Below are 23,873 nucleotides of genomic sequence, written 5' to 3'. Positions count from 1 at the left end.
GGCAGAGAATTCCCGGGTGTTGGCACCCGATGTGCTGAAGGGCCGGATCTGTGTGGTCTCCGGCGCGGGGACCGGTCTGGGTCGCGCGGCCGCGGTGGAACTCGCGCGCGGCGGCGCGACCGTCATCGGGTGTGCGCGCCGCGCCGAGCCGCTGGCCGAGACCGTGGCGCTGATCGAATCCCTCGGCGGCACAGCCGAATCGCACACCCTCGACATCCGTGACGAGCACGCGGTCGACGAGTTCATCGCGCACGTCGTGGACCGGCACGGCCGGATCGACACTCTGGTCAACAACGCGGGCGGACAGTTCGCCCTGCCCGCGGAGATGATCACACCCAATGGTTTTCGCAAGGTGGTCGAGCTGAACATCCTCGGCACCTGGCTGATGACCCACGCGGCCGCGACGAAGGCGATGATCCCGCAGGGCGACGGCAAGATCCTCAACGTCACGCTCTCCCCGCACGACGGTTTCCCCGGTTTGGTGCATTCCTCGGCCGCCCGCGCCGCGGTGGAGAACATGACGAAGACCCTGTCGATCGAGTGGGCCAGGTTCGGCATCCGGCTCAACGCGTTGGCGGCAGGCCATTTCGACACCGACGCCTTGAACACGCGGTATGTCCCCGGGGTGAAGGAGGACGCGCTCACTCGCGTACCGGCGGGCCGATTCGGCACCGACGAGGAATGGGGTTGGCTCGTCGCGTTCCTCGCCTCGCCGGCGGGGGATTACTTCTCGGGTTCGGTGCTGACCTTGGACGGTGCCCGTGATGTCGTCGGCGCGGGAAGCTATCCGCCGCCGGGGTTTCTGGAAGCCATTGCCGTGGCACGAGCCGCCGCCGCTGGAAAGGACAGCAAATGACGTCTGATGCCATCGCCGCACCTGTTCTTCGGCTCATGCCGAGTGAAGAGGAGTTGGCCATTCGCGACTCCGTCCGCCGAATCTGCGCCAAGTATCCCGAAGACCACATGCGGCAGGCGGCGGAGCGCGGCGAGTCCCTGCATGATGTGTGGTCCGACCTCGCCGCGGGCGGCTTCGTGGGACTCAATATTCCCGAGGAGTGGGGCGGCGGTGGGATGGGGATGAGCGGCCTGATCGCGGTGGCTGAAGAGACCTCCCGCTGCGCCAAGGGCACTGTGATGCTGGTGGTTTCGTCGGCGATCGCGGGTTCGGTCCTGGCTCGCCACGGCACGACCGAGCAGAAGGAGCGCTGGCTGCGCGGCATCGCCGCCGGCACGACCAAGCTGGCGTTCGCCATCACCGAGCCGGACGCGGGCAGCAACGCGCACAACCTGCGCTCCGAACTGCGCCGCGACGGCGACGGCTATGTGTTGAACGGGCAGAAGACGTTCATCTCCGGCGCCGAGTCCGCGGATGCGATCCTCGTAGTCGCGCGGCTGCGCGACGCGAACGGGCAACTGGCGCAGCCGGTTCTGGCCGTCGTCGACGCGACCGCGCCCGGGGTGACCCGGCAGCGCATCGAGATGCCGTTCATCGGTGCCGACGAGCAGTCGCAGCTGTTCTTCGACAAGGTGGCGGTCGACGCCGACCGGCTGATCGGTGGCGAAACCGGCGGAATGACAGCGGTATTCGACGGGCTCAACCCGGAGCGCGTCATCATCGCGGCCCTGATGACCGGAAACGGTCTGCGGGCACTGGACAAGGCATCGGCCTACGCGCGAGAGCGCACGGTGTGGAAGACCCCGATCGGCGCGCATCAAGGTGTCGCGCACCCGCTCGCGGAGGCGAAGATCGAACTCGAACTGGCCCGGTTGATGACCCAGAAGGCGGCCGCGCTGGTCGACGCCGGTCTCGCCGAGGCGGGTGAGGCCGCGAACATGGCGAAGTTCGCCGCGGCCGAAGCCGCGATCAAGTGTGTCGACCGGTCCATCCAGGCGCACGGCGGCAACGGTTTCACCATCGAGTACGGCATCTCGGATCTGTGGTGGTTCGCCCGGCTCATGCGCACTGCCCCGGTGAGCCGGGAAATGATCCTCAACTACGTGGCACAACATTCGCTGAATCTCCCCCGGTCGTATTGAGCAGTAGGCGCGGAAGGCAATTCACCATGGCAACAAAGACATTCGGCACACTTGTCGAGGCTTTTCAGCACTCGGCGTCGATCTCGCCGGACGCGGTCGCGGTGCGAACACCCGGGCACAGCGCGGTCTTGACCTGGCGTGAATACGCCACACAGGTGCGGCAGGTGGCCGCGGGCTTGGCCGCCCTCGGCGTCGGACACGGCGACACTGTCGCGTTGATGATGTCGAACCGGATCGATTTCTACCCGCTCGAGGTAGGAGCCCAGCATCTGGGTGCCACATCGTTCTCGGTGTACAACACACTCTCTCCCGAGCAGATCGCGTACGTCCTGGGCAATGCGGGTGCCCGGGTGATCATCTGCGAATCCCAGCACGTGGAGCGCATCAGAGCCAGCGCGGTGGAACTCGACCACATCGTGTGTGTCGACGACGGCCCGGCGGGCACCCGCTCGGTGCGGGAGTTGATCACGGGCGGCGCGGCGGATTTCGACTTCGACGCGGCGTGGCGGGCGGTGCGGCCCGAAGACGTGGCGACGCTGATCTACACCTCCGGCACGACCGGAAATCCGAAAGGCGTGGAAACCACCCACGCGAACTTGATGTTTCAGGTCTACGGGGTCCGTGAAGTCCTCGGCGTGGAGTTCGGCGACCGGATCACGTCGTATCTTCCGTCAGCTCACATCGCGGACCGGCTCACCTCGCTCTACCTGCAGGAGGCGTTCGGAACCGAGATCATTGTCGTCGGAGATCCCCGGAAGATCGCCGCGGCGCTGCCCGATGCGCGTCCGACGATCTGGGGTGGAGTGCCCCGGGTGTGGGAGAAGCTCAAGGCGGGCATCGAAATGGCGGTCGAGGCCGAGGCGGACGAGGCGCGCAGTCAAGCTCTGCGGTGGGCGCTTTCGGTGGGAGCCGAGCGGGGTTCGTATCAGATCGCCGGGGAACCGGTGCCGGATCGCGTCGCGGCGGAATGGGCCCGAGCGGACGAACTCGTGCTTGCCCCGCTGCGCGCGAAGATCGGATTCGACGAGCTGAAGTGGGCGATCGCCGGTGGGTCTCCGGTGCCCCCGGAAAGACGCTGCGAAAAAGCGCATGTCGCCGCAGCGACTCGAGGAACTGATCGCCTTACTCGGACAGTGGGACCTGATCTGAGCGAGGCAGGGGAACGGTGGGGTCGCCGAGACAGCCGTGAGAGGCGGCGCCCCACCGTGACCACTACCAGCCGTACACCGACATGGTCTCCCCGGAAGCGATGCGATCCAACGCTTCTCGGCAGTAAGGGATCATCTCGGTCGGCAACGAGTCGACGGCGAACCACTCCAACGCGTCGCACTTGTCCGGCCCACGGTTGTTCGGCGCTCCCTGCCAGCGAGCCACGCGGAAGAAGAACGCCACCCGCCCGCCGGACGAGGAGTTGTGCATGACGTGCACGAACTCCACATCGCCCGGTGCGATCTCGATGCCGATCTCCTCGGCCGCTTCACGCACGAGTGCATCAACCACAGACTCATCGGCTTCGAGATGTCCCGAAGGCGGGTGGTAGGCGCCATCGGCGTACCCCGTGTTCGCGCGCCGACCGAATAGGACCCGTCCCTGGTCGTCAGTGAGTAGTAAGTGCACGTCACCGATCAGTTTGTGCCGCTCAACGCTGGCCACAGCCATCACCAACCCCGCCTCTCTCGATACGCCCGACCTGAGCGCCAGCCGACCGTAGGCCAACCGCCCCTCAATGACTATGCGTCCGACGTATATCGCATCCCGGAGGTCTCATGACGACCCAACCCAAGGTCCACCGCCGCGGCAACCAGCTGGACATTTCTCGCCGCTGTTCCCAGGAGAGTCTCCTGGCGGTGATCTCATTCGGTCACGCAGCCAGACTCGGCCGCCTCGCAGCACGTCGACCTCCGCGAACAGTGTGTTCTCCGGACAGGTCTGCGGTGTCGCGGCGCAATGCCTGCGGTCCGGTACCGACGTCGAGCGATACACCGCGAAGGCGCGTGACTATCTGCGCCGCCAGCCCGACAACCTGGCGCTGCAGAAGCTGCGTTCGGGCAAGTCGTTGACACCGGTCGATCTGAAATCACTCGAGGAACTGCTGGCCCGCAGTGGGGCAGGCGAACCCGAGGCTATGGAACGCGCCGTTGCCAATGCCCACGGACTGTTCATCCGCTCCCTCGTCGGCCTCGATCAGCAGGCCGTGCAGGAAGCGTTCGCGGAGTTCCTCGGCGAACGCACCGCCACCGCCAGCCAGATCGACTTCGTCAACCTCGTCATCGGCCACCTCACCCGGCACGGCGAGATGGACCCGAAGCTGCTGTTCGAAGCGCCGTTCACCGACGCGGCGCCGCAGGGCCCGACGCAACTGTTCGACCCCGAGCAGTCGAAACGGCTCGTCGGTGTCATCCGGTCGATCAGCGATTCGGTGGTCGCGACCGCCTGGCCCTGGCCAGTGCCTCAACGCGGTATGGGCCGGGTGGCGAGCACACCAGTTCCAGGAGGCTTGGACGGCAAAGGTCGATGTCAAAGCCGGCATCGGCTTGGCACTCGTTGGAATCGTGCGGGTCGCGATCGTTGCTGGCCAACAAGGACGGAGTGCTCACTACCCTCACCGGGTGGCGCGATGTCGCCGTCGGGCTCCCGCGGGAACGATCGCGGTGTTGGTACAGGCCGCTTGGGCTATTTCGTTTTCGGTCCTCGCCGTAGCGGTGTCCATCTACTTCTATCGGTAACCGACCGGAGCGTGGCGGCCCTCGTGACCTGCGGTGTGTCGAGTATCCCGTGGCGCGCCAGGTACCGTTGGGCGGTGAACCCAGCTGATGCGCGACTCCTGAAAGACGGCGATCTCGAGACCCGCGAAGACAATCTCCGGGTGCTCATCGCGCGGGCTGAGGACGGCGACACGGCCGCGAAGGAAACACTGCGCGCGCTGGTGCGCGACTATCCCGATTACCACCGGTCGCTCTACAGTCGGGCGTTGAACCGGGCCGCGGTCTTCGGTGATGACAGCCTGCGGGAGCCACTGCTCGCGGCACTGGCCGACACCCACTACAACTGCGAGGCGTGGGCTGCGATGGGCTGTGCGGACCTCGGCTTTCGCGATGCGGTCCCCGGCCTGGTCGAGATGCTTGATCACCCACAGGACATCGCCCGAGACCAAGCGGTGGTTGCCTTGGGCATTCTCGGTGACGAATCGGTCGTCCCGGCCCTGGCGCCCTTGCTCCAGGACTCGATCAGCGGCATGCGCGAACGCGCCGCCGAAGCACTGGGCATGATCGGCGGCGACGCGGCCCTGGCCGCACTCTGGGACGAATTCGAGAATCGCCGCTTTTACCGCATCGGCTACATCGCCAGCGCGTTGTCCCAGTTCGTCCCGGACATCATCCCGAGACTGTGCGAGGCGGCGACTGGCGACGACCCGGACCAGCGGTACTGGGCCGCAGTCGCGCTAGGCTCGACCGGCGACGACCGTGCCGTGCCGACCCTGGAACTGTTGATGGCCACCGACCGCGGTTCGACCGTCTTCGACGGCATGGTGAGTGTCGCCGCGAAGAAGGGTCTGCGCACACTACGCCGTATCCAAGCCGCGATTGCCGCCCGCGAATCCTGAAGCGCGGCAGAGACTGTCGGCACCGGCATTGATCAGCTCTGCTTGCGACGATGTCGATCATCGAAAACCTCTGCGCAGGTAGGGCTTCCGGGTAGCGTCGGAGTTCGTGATCGGTTCGACAGCGGTTGAGATCGCGGCGGCGGTCGGGGCGGGCGACGTTTCGCCGGTCGAAGTGGTGGAGGCGGCGCTGGCACGCATCGACGCCGATACGTCGGTCAACGCGTCTGTGCGGTGCGCCGAGTGGAGGTGCGCGCGGAAGCAGCGGCGTTGGCCCGACGAACCGACCTGGCGCTGCTGCCGTTGGCGGGGGTCCCGGTGGGGATCAAGGACCACGTCGATGTCGCAGGGTGCCCGACCCGACACGGGACTGCCGCAACATCCGACGCATCGGCCGGTACGGATGACGAACTCGTCCGCAGGCTGCGCGCGGCAGGTGCGCTGGTGGTCGGCAAGACCACCGTGCCGGAGCTGTGTCAGGGTCCGTTCACCGAGAGCGCGGCGTTCGGGATCACTCGCAATCCGTGGCATCCGGGGTACACGTCCGGCGGGTCGAGCGGCGGTTCCGCGGCCGCCGTTGCGGCCGGGATGGTGCCACTGGCGCTGGCGTCCGGCGGCGGGTCGATCCGTATTCCGGCCTCGTGCTGCGGCGTAGTCGGTCTGAAGCCAGGGCCCGGACTGGTACCGCACAGGGGGCAGGGCTGGCGGGGGATGTCGGAGCTGGGCCCGATCGCGACTACGGTCGCTGACGCAGCTCTGATGCTCGACGTGCTCGCCGCCACCGACTGTTACCGGAATTCTGTGCCCGATCGGGATCGGGCGCTTCGCATCGGTGTGACCGCCGTCCCGCCGATACCCGGAGTGCGAGTCGATCCGCAGGTTCGCGCGGCACTCGACGCCGCGGTGAAGGCTCTGCGGGATGCCGGTCACGTCGTGGACACCGTAGCCCCGCCCTGGCGAGTTCGGGACCACCCGCGATACATCGCTCGCTATTTCGCCGGATCCGCCGACGACGCAGACGGGTTCTCCCTTCGGGCATTGGAGCGGCGCACCGGTGCGATAGTGCGAACCGGACGACTGCTGCGGCGGTTTCCCCTCGGCCGCGACGAGATCCCGGCCGAGACCGCGACACGTTTCGCAGCGTGGTTCGCCGACTACGACGTGCTCATGACGCCGACATTGGCTGCGCTGCCACCGCGTGCGGGTGGCTGGGCGAACGCCGGAATGATTCGTACCCATCTCGCCGCGAGCAGGCTCATTCCATTCCTGCTGCCGTTCAACCTCGCCCGGCTTCCGGTGGTGACGGTGCCCGCTGGGCGGTCCATCGAAGGCCTGCCGATCGGTGTACAGATTGCGGCCGCGTCCGGCGGTGAAGGATCGCTGCTTTCCGCCGCGGCTCAACTCGAGCAGCTGCGTCCGTGGCCGTGGCGAACCTCGGACGCGGATTGGTCAGTGTGAACATGACATTCGCACGCCTTGTCGGACTCGGACCGTCCTTGGGTCGTGAACTAGCGGTAGTGTCGCGTTGTGCAGCTTCGCTACAACTTCCGGGTGTATCCCACTGTGGGGCAGCAGCGGTCGTTGGCGCAGGCGTTCGGGTGCGCGCGTGTGGTTTACAACGACGCGCTGGCAGCGAGGCGGGAAGCGTTCGAGGCCGGGCGCAAGATCAGCGACAGTGAACTATCGAAACGGCTCACCGAGGCCAAACAGTCCCCGGAACGGGCGTGGCTGGCAGAGGTGTCGGCGGTGGTGTTGCAGCAGGCACTCGCCGACCTGAGCACCGCCTACCGCAACTTCTTTGCCTCTATCACTGGCAAACGCAAGGGCGGCAAAGTCGGACCACCGCGTTTCCGGTCCCGCAAGGACAATCGGCAGTCGATCCGGTTCACGAAAAACGCCCGATTCACGGTCACGGCCGGGCGAAAGTTGCGGTTGCCGAAGATCGGTGACGTCGCGGTCCGCTGGTCGCGGGAGCTGCCGTCGGATCCGTCGAGTGTGACCCTCGTGAAGGACGCCGCGGGCCGGTATTTCGCGTCGTTCGTGGTGCAGTCCGACGACGAGTCGTTGCCTGTGTCGGATTCCGAGGTCGGTATCGACCTGGGTTTGACGACGTTCGCGGTGCTATCCAACGGTAAGACGATCGACAATCCGAGGTTTCTGCGCCGCGCGGAGCGCAAGCTCCGTAAGGCGCAACAAATGTTGTCCCGCAAGGTCAAAGGTGGCAAGAACCGGGCCAAAGCGCGTGTCAAGGTCGCCAGGGCGCACGCCACGGTGGCTGATACGCGCCGGGATTGGGCGCATAAACAGTCCACGATGATCATCCGTGACAACCAAGCGGTGTTCGTCGAGGATTTGTGCGTGAAAGGTCTCGCTCGCACTAGGTTGGCGAAGTCGGTCCATGATGCCGGGTGGGGCATGTTCACGCGCATGTTGGAGGAGAAAGCGGCCCGGTACGGGCGAGCTTTCTTGAAGGTGGACCGGTTTTTCCCGTCGTCTCAGTTGTGTTCGGTGTGTGGGTTGGTGGACGGCAAGAAGGCGTTGGGTGTGCGTGAGTGGACGTGCGTGTGTGGCACTGTCCATGACCGGGATCTCAACGCCGCGATGAATATTCACGCCGCAGGACGTGCGGAGTGGTTAAACGCTTGCGGAGGGACGGTAAGTCCTGCCGCGTAGCGGGAGGAAGTCCCTGTGAAACAGGAACCCACCGAGAGTGCCCGTCAGAGCGCTGGTAGGAATCCTCGGACTTCAGCCGGGGAGGAAGTTAAAACTGTCAGGCGTGGGCTGCGTGTGCGGCCCTCGGCTTGGTCGCGATGCTGGACCACCCGCAGGACATCGCCAGGGACCAAGCGGTGATCGCCCTGGGCATACTCGGCGATGAATCGGTCGTTGCGGCCCTGACGCCCCTGCTGGGGGACTCGAGCAGTGGAATACGCGCACGCGCCGCCGAAGCGCTTGGCATGATCGGTGGCGGCGCGGCGCTGGCCGCACTCTGGGACGAATTCGGAACCGTCGCTACTACCGGATCGGCTGTATCGCCAGCGCTCTGGCCGAATTCGCCCCGGACATCATCCCGAGGCTGTGCGAAGCGGCGGCCGGCGACGATCCGGACAAGCGGTACTGGGCCGCCGTCGCACTGGGTTCGACCGGCGAGGACCGTGCCGTCCCGACACTGGAACGGTTGATGGCCAATGACCGGGGACAGACAAGTCTTCGATGGCATGGTGAGCGTCGCCGCGAAGAAGGGCCTGCGCACTCTCCGCCGAATCCAAGCCGCGATCGCCGCCCGCGAATCCTGACGGTCCAGGCCGAGAGCAGTTGTCGGTGGGTACGGAATCGCAACGATGCGTGCGATTTCCGGCCAACAGATGCACGAAACGACGAGCTTTTACGGTCAGCCCGCGGTGGCCACGACGGTGTCGGTTACTGCTTCGGCTCGGTCGCACACATCCATCGGTAGCGCAGGCCACGCACCGATCGAGCGTATGATCGGGCGCGCCATTACTGTTGTGCTGATCAGTTCGGCGGTCGTTGACCCCGTGGGCTCAGCGGGCAGATAGACCAAGACGTGGCCGCACGAGTTCGGGCTGGACAGTGCCGCATCGGATGTCGTGGTGGCCTCGATTCCAGGCAATCCGGCGTGCCGGATGGCCCGGTCACCGGGCCCAGGTTTGGGTTCGGCGTTGTATCGGAACGATGCTTCCACTGTGATCCCGTAGCGATCGCCCGGTTTTGTCAATGGGATCGTGCATGAATGGGCCGATTTCCAGCCGATTTTTCCGGGGGTCCATCCGGAGAACAATCCACCTAGCGAGGGAGCGCTCTCGCAGGCGTTCTTGCCGAGCAAGGTCTGACGCTCCGAGGTCCCGGTGCGTGGCGGCATCTCGATCAATGTCGCCGCCAATGCGCCCAAATATGCTTTGGTGTCTTCACATCGGGTCGGCCACTCGGTGGGTTGGCCGGGAGAATGTGCGCGTCGGCCGCGCACGCTGTGGGCGAACCCTGTCACCCCGATCGGTAGATAGTAGGTGCAATCGAAGGTGCCGTAACTGTTACGCGACCGGTAGACCTGATGGTCACCGATCTGCTCGGCTTTGTCTTGGGTGGTGTCGAAGGTGAAATAGTGCTCGGCCAGCGATAATTCGAATATGTAGCTGGCACCGGGCTCGACCTCAGAATTGACCATGATGCCGCACTTGGTATAGCCGTTGATCAGCCAACCTCGTGCCGGTGTGCCATGCCGGGTCGCGAACTCTCGATTGTGGAGAGCGCACACTTGCGCTGCCCGGATCCGTGCCATCAACTCGGAGGTTCCTGGGGCGACTGCCGCCTCGTCCACATTCGCTGGGATGGTCGCTGGAGGCTGGGTGGTCGACGGGGCTGCGCCGAAATCCGTTGGCGTCGCTGATCCTGACACCACCTGCCCGCATCCGACGGCTATCAGAGCCACCAAGGCCAGGCACGCTGCTTTGGCCGCGCGCTGTCTTCCCCCAACCACAACAAACCTCCGCACAACCCGTTACGAATACTGCAGCACGGCAGCCTATCGCGTGGACATCCGGCACCTGACAGACGTACGTGCCCGAGCCATCTCGTGGCAGGCCGCCGCCGGGCCGCAATCGCTGTTTCGTAGTTCGCGCACTTCGCCCTCGGTGCCGTGGGAACGGCAGCGGTCGCGGGCGAGCCCTGTCTCGTACGGTGGTGTCATGAGCGCACGGATGGTGGTTGTCGGAGCGGATGCGACGGGGATGGCGGCGGCGTCGCAGGCGCGGAGGTTGCGGGGTGTCGGTGAGCTCGAGATCGTGGTGTTCGAGAAGGGGCAGCATTCCTCGTATTCGGCGTGCGGGATTCCGTACTGGGTGGCGGGGGATGTCGCCGATGCCGACGATCTGATCGCGCGGTCGGTGGCCGAACATCGTGCTCGTGATATCGATCTGCGGATGCGGACCGAGGTGACCGAGATCGATCCCGTGGGGCGGCGGGTGCGTTCTCGCGATCTCGATACCGGTGCGCAGGGGTGGACGGGTTACGACAAGCTCGTGTTGGCCACGGGTGCGACGCCGGTTCGGCCGCCGCTGCCCGGTATCGACGCCGAGGGCGTCTACGGCGTGCAGACCCTCGATGACGGGCAGGAGCTCATCGACGGGCTGGAGTCGGCGACCGGGCGGGAAGCCGTCGTGGTGGGCGCGGGGTATATCGGTGTCGAGATGGCTGAGGCGTTGGTACGTCGGGGATTCGAGGTCACCATGATCACCCGAGGTGCTGAACCCATGTCCACGCTGGACCCGGACATGGGTGCGCTCGTGCGGAAAGCCATGGAAGGTATGGGAATACGGCTCGTCCGCGATACCGAGGTGACCGGAATGCGGACGTCCGCGGATGGCAAGGTCTGTGCCGTGACGACCGTCGGCGCCGAGTATCCGGCAGATGTGGTCGTGCTGGGGATCGGCGTGAGCCCGGCAACCGATCTCGCTCGCGACGCCGGGCTACCACTGGGCGAGAGCGGTGGTCTGCTCACCGATCTCGCTCAACGCGTGCGCGGATATGACGACATCTGGGCCGGTGGTGATTGTGTGGAGGTGCTGGATCTGGTGTCGGGCACCTTCCGTCACATTCCGCTCGGCACCCACGCCAACAAGCACGGACAAGTGATCGGGTCGGGAGTCGGCGGCGGATACGTCACTTTCCCCGGTGTGGTCGGCACCGCGATGAGCAAGGTCTGCGATCTCGAGGTGGCGCGTACCGGCTTGGGGGAGAAGGACGCTCGCCGTGCCGGGCTGCAGTTCCACTCCGTCACCATCGAATCCACCGGCCGCGCCGGGTATTTCCCCGGCGCTGAACCGATGACGGTGAAGATGCTCGCCGAACGTCGCACCGGTCGGCTGCTCGGTGTGCAGATCGTCGGACGTGATGGTGCCGCCAAGCGAATCGATATCGCGGCGGTGGCGCTCACCGCGAGGATGACGGTGGAGCAGGTGACCGCGCTCGACCTCGGTTACGCACCACCGTTCTCGCCGGTGTGGGATCCCGTCCTGGTCGCCGCCAGGAGGGCCGTCCGTGCGGTGGCCGACGATCGCTGATCGCCGTCGGGCTCACCAGAAGCTGGGTGTGAGACCCCACGACTCGAACTCTGCCGACAACAACTCGCGCAGGGCAGCACGGGTGGGAAAGCGGTCGGGGTCGGCGCCGGTGACGGCCAAGGTGACCGTGTGGCCGTCGGTGGAGAAGGCGAGATTCACGCCCACTTCTACTCGGCGGAACATGGCGGTGTCGTTGGTGCAGACGACAGGGCGCATGAGCACGGCAGAGGCATGGTGGCCTGCGAAATCGGCTACGCCACTGGCGGTTTCGCCGAGGTTGGTGCACAGGCATTCCGGGGCTTTGGCGGTGCGGGCGAAATGGCGCAGTACGAAGCGGGGCAGGATCATCTGCAACGGCTGTAGGTGTTGCAGGGCGGGCGTGGTGGCTGGGTCACGGTAGGCGGTGGCGGCGCGTTTCACGGCTGAGCGGATGGCGGCGAGGTCGATGCGTTCGCCGGTGCGGTAGGTGACCGAGATCGGCAGGCCGGTGGTGGCGTTGGCGCGGGGGTCGCCGGGCGTGCGCATCGAATGGGGGATGTCCACGCGGATGTCGGCGGTGTCGCCGACGCGCCCGCTGCGACCGAGGATGCCGGCGCCCAGCGCGATCAGAAGGCCGTTCGTTGTCCCGGAATGCCGCGAGGCGGCGGCGTTCCACTCGGCGAGGTCGAGCTGGACCACCAGGTCGGCCGGTGACCACTGGGCAGGCAGGGGGAGCTCGGGGAGCGCGGTACGAAGGTTGCGGTCCGGCTCGGTGACACCGCGGGTGGCGATCGCCGCGCGAATACCTTTCGCGACCGCGCGTAGCTGTCGCCCCGCATCGATGACGTTCGCGCTCACCGAGTTCTGCGGTGCTTTTCCGACCAGCTGGCCCGAACCCGTTGCAGAATCCGGACTCTCATCGAGCCGGGCAAGTGCGTCGCCGACGGCGAACAACACCGCGCCGCCGTCGGATGCCACATGCGAGGTCACCAGTGATACCAGCGTCCCACCCGCCATGGTCGGGGCGGCGGACAGCCGCCACACCTGACCGGTCTCTGGATCGAAGTCGACCTTGCTCTGCGCGAAGTACCAGTCGAGGATCTCGTCATCGGCGACGGGCACCGAATCCCAGCCCAGCGGGAGCGATTCCGTCGCGGGCAGCCAGTAGGGACGGGCGAACGGAACCCGGGTCGGTCGCACGCGGCGGGCCAGGAATCCCTGGGCCAACTGGGCGTGTAAGCGGGCGAGCAGCTCAGGGTCGAGCGGCTCGTCGAAGCGCCAGGCGAGCTGATTGACCAGTGCATTGCCGTAGAGGCTGTGCAGCTTGAGGAACAGGTCGTCGTCGGCGGTGAGCCGGTTGACGGCGACCGGCGCGGTGACGATGGCCGGGGCAGTGAGCGTCATCAGAACTCCTCAGCGAGCACGCAGGGTGCGGACGGTCAGGGGCGCGAAGACGGCGGCGATCACGAGCGAGGCCACCACCGACCACAACGCGTCGGCGCCGACAACGCCGTTCTCGGCGAGCCCACGCACCGCGGACACGAGGTAGGACACCGGGTTGTAGTCGGAGACGTGCCGGAGCCAGGTCGGCATCGCCGACTCGGGCACCAGCGCGTTGGACGCGAAACTCAGGAAGGTGAGCACCAGCATCGACATACCTTGCACCGCAGCGGGTCTCGACACCGTGACGCCGATGAACGCGAACAGCCAGCTGATCGCGGTGGTGGCCAGGACGACGAGCACCGCACCGGCGACGAACCCGACCGGATGATCCGGACGGTAACCCATCGCGAACCCGACGATCACCACCGTGGTCGCGGCGATGACATACCGGGTCGCCCCGGCCAGCAGCGCCCCGGCGACAGGTGCCGACCGGGCGATGGGCATGGCGACGAACCGATCGAAGACCCCGGACCGAATATCTTCGGACAGTTGCACTCCGGTCGCGACCGACGACGTCAGCACGATCTGCACCAGCACGCCGGGAATCAGAATCGGCAGGTACGCCGCCATGCTGCCCGCGATGGCGGTGCCGAAAATGCTGCCGAACAGCAGCGGCCCGACAATGGGCAGCAGCAGCGCGTCGTAGAGCAACTGCGGGCTGTGCCGGAAGGTGAGCAGACCTCGCCACGCCATCATCAGCGACTGGAACAGCGAGGCGCGCAGGCTGACGTGGGTGATCCGGGGGCGGCGGTCGATCGTCGGCGGCGTGGTGTGCTCGGCGGCGATCTCGGTGATGGTGGCAGTCATGGTGGCCTCGGTCTTTCGGATCAGGCGGCGACGCGGTCGGTGCCGGTCAGCGCGAGGAAGACCTCATTGAGATCGGGGCGGTCGACGGCGAAACCCCGTAGCGCGATGCCCGCGGCACGGCAGGCGGCGACGATATCGGCGGCGGTGCCCGCATCGGTCAGTGCGATCGTGAGCATGCCCGCCGACGATCCTTCGGGTACCTCCCCGGTGAGGTCGACGACGATGGCCTCCGCCTGCGCGGACTGGGCGGCATCGGCGAGTTCCAGGCGCAGCACCTGGTCGCCGATGGAGGACTTCAGTTCCGCCGCGGTGCCCTCGGCGACAATCGTCCCGCGGTCGATGACGGCGATCCGGTCGGCCAAGGCGTCGGCTTCTTCGAGATATTGCGTGGTGAGCAGGACGGTCGCGCCACGGGCGACGAGCCGCCGGATCACGCCCCACATCTTGTCGCGGGTGTGCGGGTCGAGGCCGGTGGTCGGCTCGTCGAGGAAGATCAGCGGCGGATCGGTGATCAGCGTCGCCGCCAGATCGAGCCGCCGCCGCATACCGCCGGAGAACTGGTTCACCGGCCGATCGGTGACCTTCGACAGCTCGAACTCATCCAGGAGTTCGACACTGCGGCGCGCGGCAGCACGGCGGGAGAGTCCGAGCAACCGGCCGAACAATCGCAAATTCTCACCGGCGGTGAGGGTTTCGTCGACCGAGGCGTACTGGCCGGTGAGCCCGATCATCGAGCGCACGGCGGTCGCGTCGCGCGCGATGTCGTAGCCGAAGATCTCGGCGGTGCCGCGATCGGGGCGAACCAGCGTCGCGAGCATCCGGACGGTGGTGGTTTTGCCCGCGCCATTGGGACCGAGCAGGGCGAAGACGGTGCCGGCCGCGATGGTGAGGTCGACGTTGCCGACGGCGGTGAAATCTCCGTAGGACTTGCCGAGACCGGATGTGCGGATGGCGATATCGGTACTCACAGTTGCCTCCCGGCGGAATGGAGCAGTTCAGGGGCGTCCGGCGAACCCGCCAGCGCCTCGACGGCATCGGCGGCTCGCTCGACACCGTCGGTGGCGAAACCGGCGGCATAAGACGCCGTTCGCAGGATCACGTCGGGACGCGAGACCTGATCGAGTAGTGCGTCGAGGCGTTCGGCGGTCAGCTTCTTCGCGGGAATCGTGGCCGCGAGGCCGAGTCGCCGCAACGCATGACCCCAGTAGGGCTGGTCGGCTTGGACCGAGCAGATCACTTGCGGCACACCCGCTCTCAGCGCGGCTGCCGTCGTCCCGGCGCCACCGTGGTGCACGGCAGCGACACAACGAGGCAGTACCCGAGCGTGATCGACCTGACCGACGATCGCGACGGCATCCTCGAATCCCGGACCGATCGTCGCCCAGCCCGACGCGAGCAGCAGCCGACGACCTCGCCGGGCACACACCTCGCGCAGGGTCGCGACGAACGAGGTCGGATTGCCGACATCCATGGAGCCGAATCCGACGTAGATCGGTGCAGATCCCTCATCCAGCCACGAATCCAGAGTCGATGACGGCATCCGGGGATCGGAAATGGCTGTGCCATTGGATGATTCGTCCGAGAATTCATCGACGGCCTCGCCGAACGGAGGCATGCGCTGATCGTGGGTTCCGATAGTGCAGGGCTCTGAAACCTCTGCACTGGTGAAGAATCCGTTCGAATCGACCGGGAATCCGACGAACGGCCCTGGCAACTGCTCGTCTGCCCCAGGGAACAGCCGCGGGTCGTAGGCCTGAATTCGCACGCTCGCCGCACTCGGCCCAGTGGTGACGGGCAGGACCGCGGCAAGGGCCGCGGCTCGTGCGCGGGCCAGCACCGACCAACCCGCTCGGTGCACGAATCCGGGGAGGTGGCCGGCCCAGCGCACCGGTGCGACTGGGACCGCGCTGTTCGGCTGGATCGGGAAGAAGTGCACGGCCGCGAACGGCAGTCCGACCGCGCGCGCCACCGACTCGGCGGCTTCCTCACCCGCCATTCCCGCGACCACCACATCGTGTCCAGGTGCCAGGGCACGCAGGTCCTCGATCTGCTCGGGCACTCCGCGCCGCTGCAGGTCGTACAGCGCCCGCAGCCTGGCGCGTGGATCGCGGCTGATGAAGCGTCGGTCGGTGCGCTGCGCGTGTAGGAGATCGGCGGTATCGCGGCCGAACGGCACTGCGGGAACCCCGTGGTCACGGGCGAAGGCGACGAGGTTCGGCGCGAGCGCCAATGTCACGTCGTGACCGCGCTCGCGCAGCGCATGAGCCAGCAGAATGCCGGGTTGGGCGTCTCCCCGGCTGCCGGTGAAAGCCAACAGTGACCGCATCCGCTCATCCCGCCTGCACGGCGACGCGGAGCGCGTTCTCACCCAGGGCTCGGGCATCGGCAGGTCCCGGTGTCTTCCTCGGCGCCGGCGCGGCGGACAGCTGCATCTCGGAACGCCCGGCGACAGCTGGATCCGCATGCACCGCGGCAGCGATCGACGACAGTGCCTGCCCGAACGCGGTGAGGAACTCGTCCATCACCTCGGCGGGCAACCCCGCCGGGTACCGGGCCGACACATACAGACCGTCGGCTGCCCGCACGACCCATAGGAACACCTCGTCGGGCGAGTACGACTCCGCGCGCAAGGTCCGTCCGCGCAGGTCGGCGACCAACTCGTAGCCGGGCAGGACTCGGATATCGAGGAAGGAAATGCCGAACCGCGGTGTCTCGGCGACGTCGAGCAGGTCGAGCACGCGCGACCAGGAGGCGTCGTTGGCGGTGCGCGAACGACGTAACGCGGCTCGCGCCTGATCCATGGCTTCGGCGATGCCGGAGTCGGCCGTCAGGGCGATATCGACCGGGACCACGTTGACGAACCAGCCCATCGACTCCATCCAGCGCAGGTCAGGCCGGGTCGCGATCGGCATCGCGGTACGCATCCGGTCCGCGCCGAACCGCTGCTGATTGGCCACGGCCAACGCGGCGAACACCGCGACCGACATCCGGTGCCGCACCAGGTCGAGGACCGCTTCGACCTGCTCGAGTTCGGTGAGATCGAGCAGCCGCCGCGACACGCTGGGCTGTGGCCGGTCCGCGGGAGCAGGCCGCTGAGCATGCGGGGCGAAACGCGGCATCGCACCGTCGGCGAGGAATTCACGCCAGGTGGCGACCGCGGGGGAGTCCGGATCCAGTTCGGCCGCGCTCGCCCGTTCCAGTACGGCGAAATCCGCCACGCTGCCGAAGGTGACGGACTCGCGCGACTGCTCGCCCGCCGAGACCTCGCGGTAGAGGGTGCGCAGTTCGAGAATCAGAATGGCCTGCGAATAGGCGTCCATCACCGAGTGGTCGGCGGCAACGAGCACCGTGAAATCACCGGTGTCGGCGTGCTCGACCGTGGCCGCGAGGCAATGCGGCCACACCAGCGCAGACAGACGCTCTTCGAGTGTGCCGCTGAGGAATTCGTTGATCCGGGTGCCGTCGGTGAGTCCGGCTACCGGCTGTTCGGCGATGTCGACGGCGGCGGGAGCGGCGACGAGCCTGCGCGCTTCGCCACGGGACGCGGTGGTCACCGTGGTGCGCAGGCCCTCATGTCTGGCGTGCCAGCGCCGCAGCGTCTCGCGCCAGGCGGGGCCGTCGAGCGGGGCATCCATCTCGAAGACGGTGCCGATCCAGCGGCCGCGACCGGGCAGCGGATCGGCGGGATCGACGCTCGCGCAGTATCCGGCGTGCACGCTGGTCAGCGGACGATCATCGGGTCGCCACGCGTCGGCGGCGAGTTCGGGCGTCCACATCGACAAAGCGCCTGAGCGGATTTCGAATTCGGACAGGTGGGTGTATTCCATGACCGGTTCACCTCGTGACGAATGCATGCCGAAGCGGCGGAAGGGCGGGAGTGAAGGAGAACACCGCACTGTGTCACCTGATGCGTTGAACTTCGGCGGCAATACATTTCCGTCAAGCCTCGGCGCGATTGATCGTATATGTGATTCTGCTGAGAGCATCATCGTGACGGGGGTCACGGTTTAGCTGAACAAAACTCTTCCGCCTGCGGGTTTTCGCGATCGCATCATGGGTTCGCTTGTCCTGCATCGGGGTTCGAGAAGGTGAAATCGGGTACGTGATTGTCTGTCGATATTTTGTTCATTCCGGATGGGATGATCCTTGTAGGCACCATCACACTGGCGGTAGCCGGTCGTCCAAGTGCGTTTCCCTCGTGTTCACCTGAGACAATTCATCTATGCCGTTCGTTTTATGGCGACCGGTGTGTCAGGGATTGTCGGCGAACATGTCCGGCAAGCGCGATCCGGAGTCGTTACCGGAGACCAGCGCGGTCCCCGTCATCTGGCCGTTATCACAACGTTGCGCACTCGATGCCGGTTGCTATGGTGAAGGCGCGAAGTGTTCGTTCGGATGTGAAGGAAGACAATGGGAAGCACTGCCCTCGACATCATGGCGCTGGTCCTCAACCGCGTCACCGAGTTCTGGAACTGGATGGCGACCGGATCGTCGGGATTCCCGCCGCTGTGATCGGCTGACATCACGATCTGTCTGTGAAACCCCTGGAGGCTGTTGGCCTTCGGGGGTTTCGCCGTCCATCAGGGTGCGAGTCGACCGTAGGGTGGGCTGATGACGACGGTGGGGACGCGCACGACGGATCTGGTGCCACGGCGGTGGTCGATGGCGATGCGGATCACCACCGGGGCGGCGATGGTGGCCATAGTGGTGGTGCTCGTGGTCGACGCGACGCATATCGACCTTCTCGGCTGGGTTGTCGCGGTACTGACGCTGTTGGCCAGCGGACTGTCCTGGATGATTCTGGCGCCGATCGGGTGCGCACGGTATCGGGAGTATCGGGCCGTCATCGCGGCGCCGGTGGTGGTGATCATCGGGGTGGGGCTGGTGTGGTTCGGGGTGCCGGAGAAAATAGGGTGGTGGATGTCGGCCTCAGCGATGACCGAGGCGGCGCACAGTTGCCGGGAATCCGAGGGGGAATGGTTCGGCGTCATTCGCACCACTGGGGTCAGGCCCGACGATGGCGGCTGCCAGTTCACTATCGATGACATGGCGATACTCGGCGGTTTGGCCTATTTCCCGCCGGGAACTCAGCCGCCGGATCATGGCGGTCGGGGATATCAGCCCGTCTACACGCCCTACGACGGGAATTGGTACCGGTTCGCGGTGACAATGCACGACCATCCCTGATCCCGGGTCGCGCGCCCGATTCGTGTCGTACCCCGGCGTTACCGTTGTCGCACAACCCGAGTCGAGGGAGGGTGTCGATGGCCGAGAACGTGCGAGAACGTGCGCAGCGCCCGGAAGATCTGAGTCGGCTGGTGGTCGAGCGATTGAATGCCGGTGATGTGGACGGCCTCGTCGAGTTGTACGAGTCCGATGCGGTGCTCGCGCTGCCGGACGGGGTCGTCGCGACGGGGGTCGACGAGATCCGGGCGGCGTACGCGCGACTGGTCGCCGATCGACCGGTATTCCAACCCGGCCACCAGGCGCCCGCCTTACTGGCGGGCGATCTGGCGCTGACGTCGTCGCGTCTGCCCGGTGGCACCGGTGCGACCGTGGAGGTGGCGCGCAGGCAGCCGGACGGCAGCTGGCGCTGGATCCTCGATCAACCGAACGCGCCCTGGGTGGTCAGCGAACCGGCGCGCCGGTCGAACGTGCCCGGATGATCAGTTCGGGTTCAGGCCGGTCGCGAAGACGACGACGACCTTGTCGTCGGTCACCTCGCTGACCCGCACATTCGTGCCGTTGCTGGCCTGGGACTGACCGACCGGGACCGTGATCTGCTGGCCACCGATGCTCAGGGTGACCATGTCACCGTTCACGGCGACGAGTTCCGCGTCGATGCCGAGGACCGAGGCCTTCGCGCTCACCCCACGGTCGAAGGTGACGGTGCAGCCGCTCACGGTGCATTCGGAGGTGGTGCCGGGTCCGTTCATGGTGCACGCGGAAACGGCGAAGGGAAGCAGGAGGGCGAACGCGGAAAGCGTGATCAGCCGTCGAACAGGCATGGCAGTCAGTGTAGTGCGTCGAAGGCGCAACGGATCGGTCTCGCCAGGTTGCCCGCCGGATCCACCGGGAATACCGTCGCTGTGAGGTAACTGGCATCGCAAGCATCGGTGCCGATCGTGTCGGGCGGACGACCGGCCAGCCGGGAGTTCACCAGCTGGTCGGCCGAGATCGGGAGGTGGCACACCATGATCGCGAGCGAAATGACCGTTGCCAGCCGCTGGTGGTGGCGTCCGGGGTGGACACCGGGTCGTTCGTTCTACAACTGGCAGATCGTGCCGAGCCAGCCCGTGGCCGACAAACTGATCGAGATCTTCGCACCCACCCTGTCGCGCCTGCCAGGACTCGAGCAGGTCGACGCCGCACGGCTGCGGATCGGAGTGCAGGGTATCGGCTTCGTCGACGGGGTCAAAGGGGTGCACCTGGCGGCGCTGGTGGCCGGCGCGCAGGAAATGCTCGCCGAGCTCGCGCCGTTCCAGCTCGCGTTCGGGCCGCCGGAGGTCACCGCCGAGTCGATCCGGTTGCCGATCACCGTCTCGGCGGAACTGCTGCGGGTGCGCGCGGATCTGACCGACGCGCTGACCGACGTGTGGATCCGGGAACGGATCCCCGACTTCGGTGAGCCGCTGCGCCCCTACCTGGCGCTGGCCCACGCGACCCACCCGACCCCCGTGCACGATATTCGCACCGCGCTCGACGAGGACGGGTTCGCCGACTTCGCCCTCGACGACACGGTCTCCGCGGTCTCGATGGTCGAATTGCAGTGCGAGGACGGACGATACGACTGGTCCGACGTCAGCACCGCAGGCCTGCTGCGGGTCCCGGACCCGGTCGTCGAACAGAGCGTGTTCGACGACCCGCTGTTCGGTCCGTTGCGGAACCCGACACCGTCGTTGCTCAGGAGCTGAGCCGCGGCGGCGGTGCGCCGTGCGGCAGCCGCGGCCCCACCGCGACCTGTGCGCCCGCGGTGCACCCGTGCCCCCAGCCGAGTTTTTCGCGATATCGGCCGATGTGCTCGATGGGTACCGCCGTATCCGGCGGCAGCGGCGTGACCTCCGGCGCGACGTAGAGGGCATCGGTCGGGCAGCACGCCTCGCACATGGAACAGGTCTGGCAATCGGATTGCCGGGCGATAACCGGGAGTCCGCCGTCGACGCGGTCGAACACGTACAGGCCGGGAACCGTTGTCGCACAGTCATCGTCGACCACATCGATGCCGCCGTTGCCGCGCACCGTGCCCTCGGCGAGCAGATCGATCTCGAATCGATCGGTGAACGGATCGATCCCGCGCCGGTCGAACTGCAAGAAGAAGTTCGGCTGACCCACCCGCATCTGCGCCTGCACGGTCTCATCCGCGCGATCCAGCTGAGCGACCACCGTCTCCTGCAACAGGGTTCGGGCGATCACCGAGCGGCCCTTTAGTGGTCGGCGAGATGACCGCCGAGCGCCTCCCTGCGCGCAGGGTCGTGGCCACCGAGGGCCGTTGGCGCGGTGCCCGACACGAATGTGCGGGCACCGCAACGGGTCTCAGGCGCCGGTGAACTTCGCGCCGGCGATCGGGGTGGAAGACCGGCCGTCGACACCGACGGGGATATCGCCCTCGAGGGTGGTGCGGTAGAGGACTCGGGTCACGTCGAGATGGTCGAGGTCGCCGGGGGCGAGGTGCGCGGTGGCGCGGTTGTCCCAGAAGGCGATGCTGCCCTGGGCCCAGCGGAAGCGGACAGTGTAGGCGGGGTGGGAGATCTCGTCGAACAGCAACTGCAACAGGGCATCGCTCTGAGGTGGGGTCAGGCCGAGAATCCTGGTGGTGAAGCCGGGGTTGACGAACAGCACCCGTTCACCGGTGACCGGGTGGACGCGCACCACCGGGTGTTCGGTCACCAGCGGTGCGTCGGCGATCTTGCGGGCATACTCGCTGCCTGCCTCCCACGGCGGGATCCGGCCACCGAAACGGTGTTCGGCGCGCAGTCCGTCGAGGAAGGTGCGCAGCGATTCCGGCAGACCGGCGTAGGCCGCGGCGAGGTTGGTCCACCGGGTGTCGCCGCCGGTCTCCGGTGCGATCTCGGCGCGCAGGATCGAGGCCGCGGGCGGGTTGATCAGCGGCGAGACATCGGTGTGCCAGTGGTTGGTGTAGCTGAACTTCTTGCGGCCGAACTTCTTCTCGTAGAGGCGACTGTCGACAGCCAGGATCTCCGGGTGCTCGGTGGGCGCGTCGTCATCGTAGGGGTGCGACGGGGTGACGGCGCCGAAGCGGCGGGAGAACGCGATCTGATCGGTGTGCCCGATCCGCTGGTCGCGGAAGAACAGCACCTTGTGCCGGTGCAACGCCGCGGTGAGCTCGGCGACCTGGGTGTCGGTGAGTTCCTCGCGCAGGTCGATGCCGCTCACCTCGGCGCCGATGTGGCCTGCGACCGGGGCGATCTCGACAGCGGTGACGACGCTGGGGTTTTCGATGGTGGTCATGTCGGTGGTCCTTCGTGTGAAGTCTGTTGCCGGGGTGCGGGAGTCCTCATCCCGGACAGGAACTGCTCACCACCCGCATGAACTCGATATCGAGTCGCCGGGCGCGCATCAGGCGCTCACCCGTGAATCCTGCTCGGAGAACTGGTTGTCCACCGGAGCGAGGCCGTAATGACCGCGCAGCGTGGTGGATTCGTAGTCGGTGCGGAACAGGCCGCGCTCCTGCAGGATCGGCACCACGCGGTCCACGAAATCCGCCAGGCCGCCGGGCAGATAGGGCGCCATGATGTTGAATCCGTCGGCGGCACCCGCGTCGAACCAGCGCTGCAGTTCATCGGCCACCTGTTCGGGTGTGCCCGCGAAGGTGCGGTGACCGCGGCCGCCACCCAGCTTGCCGATGAGCTGGCGCACCGTGAGGTCCTCGGTCTCGGCCAGCTCCTTGACCAGCGTGAACCGGCTCTTGCCGCCCTCGATCTCGCTTTCGGCGGGCAGCGGCGGCAGCGGTGCGTCGAGCGCGTGGGTGGTGAGGTCGACGCCGAGGATCGACGAGAGCTGACGCAGTGCGTAGTCGGGCGAGATGAGGTCGGTGAACTCCTGCTCGAGCGCCCTTGCCTCCTCGACGGTATCGGCGATGAACGGCACCAGACCCGGCAGCACTTTCAAGTCGTCCTGTGCGCGACCGTATTTCGCCAATCGCGACTTGAGATCGCGGTAGAACCGCACGCCCTCTTCGAGGGTGCGCTGTGCGGTGAACACGGCTTCGGCGCGATGGGCGGCGAACTCCTTGCCCGATTCCGAGGACCCGGCCTGTACCAGTAGCGGCCTGCCCTGCGGCCCGCGCGGGGAGTTCAGCGGGCCGCGCACCCGGAAGCGTTCGCCCGCGTAGTCGAGGGTGTGCACCCGGCTCGGGTCGGCGAAGACGCCGGTCTCGGTGTCGAGCACGATCGCCTCGGCCTCCCAGCTGTCCCACAGTGCCAGGGCCACGTCGACGAACTCCTCGGCGCGTTCATAACGGCGGGCGTGCTCGGGAATCGCGTCGAGCCCGAAGTTGTAGGCCTCGTCGACATTGCCGGAGGTGACGATGTTCCACCCGGCCCGGCCCGCGCTGATGTGGTCGAGCGAGGCGAACTTGCGTGCGAGATTGAACGGTTCGTTGTAGCTGGTCGACGCGGTGGCGATCAGGCCGATCCGCTCGGTGACCGCGGCGATCGCCGACAGCAGCGTGATCGGTTCGAACACGGTGAGGGTGTTGCGTTCGATCCGCGGGCCAACGGCGAGGGTGTCGGCGAAGAAGACCGAGTCGAGCTTGCCGCGCTCGGCGATACGCGCCAGTTCCTGGAAGTGCCGCACATCGAGCACGCGCAGTTCGTCGGTGCGGGGATGACGCCACGCGGCCTCGTGGTGGCCCACGCCCATCAGGAAGGCGTTCAGATGGAAAGTCTTGCCGGACATGGTGATCTCCT

The 23,873-nt window shown here is 66.7% G+C and carries 21 protein-coding genes and 3 pseudogenes; 12 read left to right on the top strand and 12 right to left on the bottom strand.

The genetic code is table 11. From position 1 onward, the window contains the following. Positions 1-16: 16 nt before the first annotated feature. The 3 genes and pseudogenes from ACFXKN_RS05320 to ACFXKN_RS05310 all read left to right on the top strand — a co-directional run. Positions 17-856 (top strand): SDR family oxidoreductase, encoded by an 840-nt coding sequence (locus tag ACFXKN_RS05320; protein ID WP_378950020.1) that lies wholly within the window; start codon positions 17-19, stop codon positions 854-856. Then, positions 853-2,037 (top strand): acyl-CoA dehydrogenase family protein, encoded by a 1,185-nt coding sequence (locus ACFXKN_RS05315; protein WP_378950018.1) that lies wholly within the window; start codon positions 853-855, stop codon positions 2,035-2,037. Before ACFXKN_RS05320 ends, ACFXKN_RS05315 begins: the two co-directional genes overlap by 4 nt. A gap of 26 nt (positions 2,038-2,063) precedes the next feature. Then, positions 2,064-3,107 (top strand): annotated as a pseudogene (locus ACFXKN_RS05310) (AMP-binding protein); the annotation flags it as partial. A 142-nt stretch (positions 3,108-3,249) separates the two neighbouring features. Here ACFXKN_RS05310 and ACFXKN_RS05305 read toward each other — a convergent pair. Then, complete coding sequence (locus tag ACFXKN_RS05305) at positions 3,250-3,696, bottom strand: NUDIX domain-containing protein (RefSeq protein WP_378950901.1); 447 nt, start codon at positions 3,694-3,696, stop codon at positions 3,250-3,252. A gap of 253 nt (positions 3,697-3,949) precedes the next feature. Between ACFXKN_RS05305 and ACFXKN_RS05300 the strand changes: the two genes are divergently transcribed. The 5 genes and pseudogenes from ACFXKN_RS05300 to ACFXKN_RS05280 all read left to right on the top strand — a co-directional run. Next, a complete protein-coding gene (locus ACFXKN_RS05300) occupies positions 3,950-5,641 on the top strand; it encodes a HEAT repeat domain-containing protein (RefSeq protein WP_378950016.1) in 1,692 nt (563 codons plus the stop codon). A gap of 240 nt (positions 5,642-5,881) precedes the next feature. Next, on the top strand, positions 5,882-7,096 hold the full coding sequence (locus ACFXKN_RS05295) for an amidase (protein WP_379432489.1): 1,215 nt from the start codon (positions 5,882-5,884) through the stop codon (positions 7,094-7,096). A 69-nt stretch (positions 7,097-7,165) separates the two neighbouring features. Beyond that, positions 7,166-8,311 (top strand): RNA-guided endonuclease InsQ/TnpB family protein, encoded by a 1,146-nt coding sequence (locus tag ACFXKN_RS05290; protein WP_379432488.1) that lies wholly within the window; start codon positions 7,166-7,168, stop codon positions 8,309-8,311. Between the two features lie 137 nt (positions 8,312-8,448). After that, positions 8,449-8,622 (top strand): annotated as a pseudogene (locus tag ACFXKN_RS05285) (HEAT repeat domain-containing protein); the annotation flags it as partial. Positions 8,623-8,627: 5 nt separating this feature from the next. After that, positions 8,628-8,816 (top strand): annotated as a pseudogene (locus tag ACFXKN_RS05280) (HEAT repeat domain-containing protein); the annotation flags it as partial. 213 nt (positions 8,817-9,029) lie between these two features. On the opposite strand, the gene ACFXKN_RS05275 reads toward ACFXKN_RS05280, so the two are convergent. Next, positions 9,030-9,821 (bottom strand): hypothetical protein, encoded by a 792-nt coding sequence (locus ACFXKN_RS05275; protein WP_378950008.1) that lies wholly within the window; start codon positions 9,819-9,821, stop codon positions 9,030-9,032. Between the two features lie 520 nt (positions 9,822-10,341). Here ACFXKN_RS05275 and ACFXKN_RS05270 point away from each other — a divergent pair. Beyond that, entirely contained in the window at positions 10,342-11,715 is a 1,374-nt protein-coding gene (locus ACFXKN_RS05270) for an FAD-dependent oxidoreductase (protein WP_379432487.1), read from the top strand. A gap of 12 nt (positions 11,716-11,727) precedes the next feature. Here ACFXKN_RS05270 and ACFXKN_RS05265 read toward each other — a convergent pair whose 3' ends face one another. From ACFXKN_RS05265 to ACFXKN_RS05245, 5 genes are read right to left on the bottom strand one after another with little or no spacing between them, the layout of a single operon-like run. Continuing rightward, positions 11,728-13,098, bottom strand: coding sequence for a hypothetical protein (locus tag ACFXKN_RS05265; protein WP_379432486.1), 1,371 nt, complete (start codon positions 13,096-13,098; stop codon positions 11,728-11,730). Between the two features lie 9 nt (positions 13,099-13,107). Next, positions 13,108-13,944: an ABC transporter permease gene (locus ACFXKN_RS05260; protein ID WP_378950001.1), complete on the bottom strand. Its 837-nt coding sequence runs from the start codon at positions 13,942-13,944 to the stop codon at positions 13,108-13,110. A gap of 20 nt (positions 13,945-13,964) precedes the next feature. Continuing rightward, complete coding sequence (locus ACFXKN_RS05255) at positions 13,965-14,912, bottom strand: ATP-binding cassette domain-containing protein (RefSeq protein ID WP_378949998.1); 948 nt, start codon at positions 14,910-14,912, stop codon at positions 13,965-13,967. Further along, positions 14,909-16,270 (bottom strand): glycosyltransferase, encoded by a 1,362-nt coding sequence (locus ACFXKN_RS05250; RefSeq protein ID WP_379432485.1) that lies wholly within the window; start codon positions 16,268-16,270, stop codon positions 14,909-14,911. Before ACFXKN_RS05250 ends, ACFXKN_RS05255 begins: the two co-directional genes overlap by 4 nt. 4 nt (positions 16,271-16,274) lie before the next feature. Next, a complete protein-coding gene (locus tag ACFXKN_RS05245) occupies positions 16,275-17,771 on the bottom strand; it encodes a condensation domain-containing protein (RefSeq protein ID WP_379432484.1) in 1,497 nt (498 codons plus the stop codon). Positions 17,772-18,555: 784 nt separating this feature from the next. Between ACFXKN_RS05245 and ACFXKN_RS05240 the strand changes: the two genes are divergently transcribed. Continuing rightward, positions 18,556-19,131: a hypothetical protein gene (locus ACFXKN_RS05240; protein WP_379432483.1), complete on the top strand. Its 576-nt coding sequence runs from the start codon at positions 18,556-18,558 to the stop codon at positions 19,129-19,131. A 77-nt stretch (positions 19,132-19,208) separates the two neighbouring features. Then, complete coding sequence (locus ACFXKN_RS05235) at positions 19,209-19,610, top strand: YybH family protein (RefSeq protein ID WP_378949989.1); 402 nt, start codon at positions 19,209-19,211, stop codon at positions 19,608-19,610. On the opposite strand, the gene ACFXKN_RS05230 is transcribed toward ACFXKN_RS05235, so the two are convergent. Together ACFXKN_RS05230 and ACFXKN_RS05225 are read right to left on the bottom strand one after the other, a co-directional pair. Beyond that, positions 19,611-19,952, bottom strand: a complete 342-nt coding sequence (locus ACFXKN_RS05230; RefSeq protein ID WP_378949987.1) for a hypothetical protein — start codon at positions 19,950-19,952, stop codon at positions 19,611-19,613. A 5-nt stretch (positions 19,953-19,957) separates the two neighbouring features. Continuing rightward, a complete protein-coding gene (locus ACFXKN_RS05225) occupies positions 19,958-20,140 on the bottom strand; it encodes a hypothetical protein (RefSeq protein ID WP_378949985.1) in 183 nt (60 codons plus the stop codon). On the opposite strand from ACFXKN_RS05225, the gene ACFXKN_RS05220 reads away from it, so the two are divergent. Continuing rightward, on the top strand, positions 20,139-20,858 hold the full coding sequence (locus ACFXKN_RS05220) for a 2'-5' RNA ligase family protein (RefSeq protein ID WP_379432482.1): 720 nt from the start codon (positions 20,139-20,141) through the stop codon (positions 20,856-20,858). The genes ACFXKN_RS05225 and ACFXKN_RS05220 overlap by 2 nt on opposite strands. Here the strand turns inward: ACFXKN_RS05220 and ACFXKN_RS05215 are convergent. From ACFXKN_RS05215 to ACFXKN_RS05205, 3 genes are all read right to left on the bottom strand, one after another. Then, positions 20,848-21,255, bottom strand: a complete 408-nt coding sequence (locus tag ACFXKN_RS05215) for a 4Fe-4S ferredoxin (RefSeq protein WP_379432642.1) — start codon at positions 21,253-21,255, stop codon at positions 20,848-20,850. The genes ACFXKN_RS05220 and ACFXKN_RS05215 overlap by 11 nt on opposite strands. Before the next feature lie 222 nt (positions 21,256-21,477). Then, on the bottom strand, positions 21,478-22,413 hold the full coding sequence (locus ACFXKN_RS05210; protein WP_379432481.1) for a TauD/TfdA dioxygenase family protein: 936 nt from the start codon (positions 22,411-22,413) through the stop codon (positions 21,478-21,480). Between the two features lie 108 nt (positions 22,414-22,521). Next, the gene (locus ACFXKN_RS05205) at positions 22,522-23,862 is read right to left on the bottom strand and encodes an LLM class flavin-dependent oxidoreductase (protein ID WP_379432480.1); all 1,341 of its coding nucleotides are present in this window, start codon (positions 23,860-23,862) and stop codon (positions 22,522-22,524) included. Positions 23,863-23,873 lie beyond the last annotated feature (11 nt).

Origin of the sequence: Nocardia sp. NPDC059195 (genome assembly GCF_042754695.1) — a bacterium.
In the GTDB taxonomy this organism is placed as follows: Bacteria; Actinomycetota; Actinomycetes; order Mycobacteriales; family Mycobacteriaceae; genus Nocardia.
This window is presented reverse-complemented; position numbering and strand designations above follow the sequence as displayed.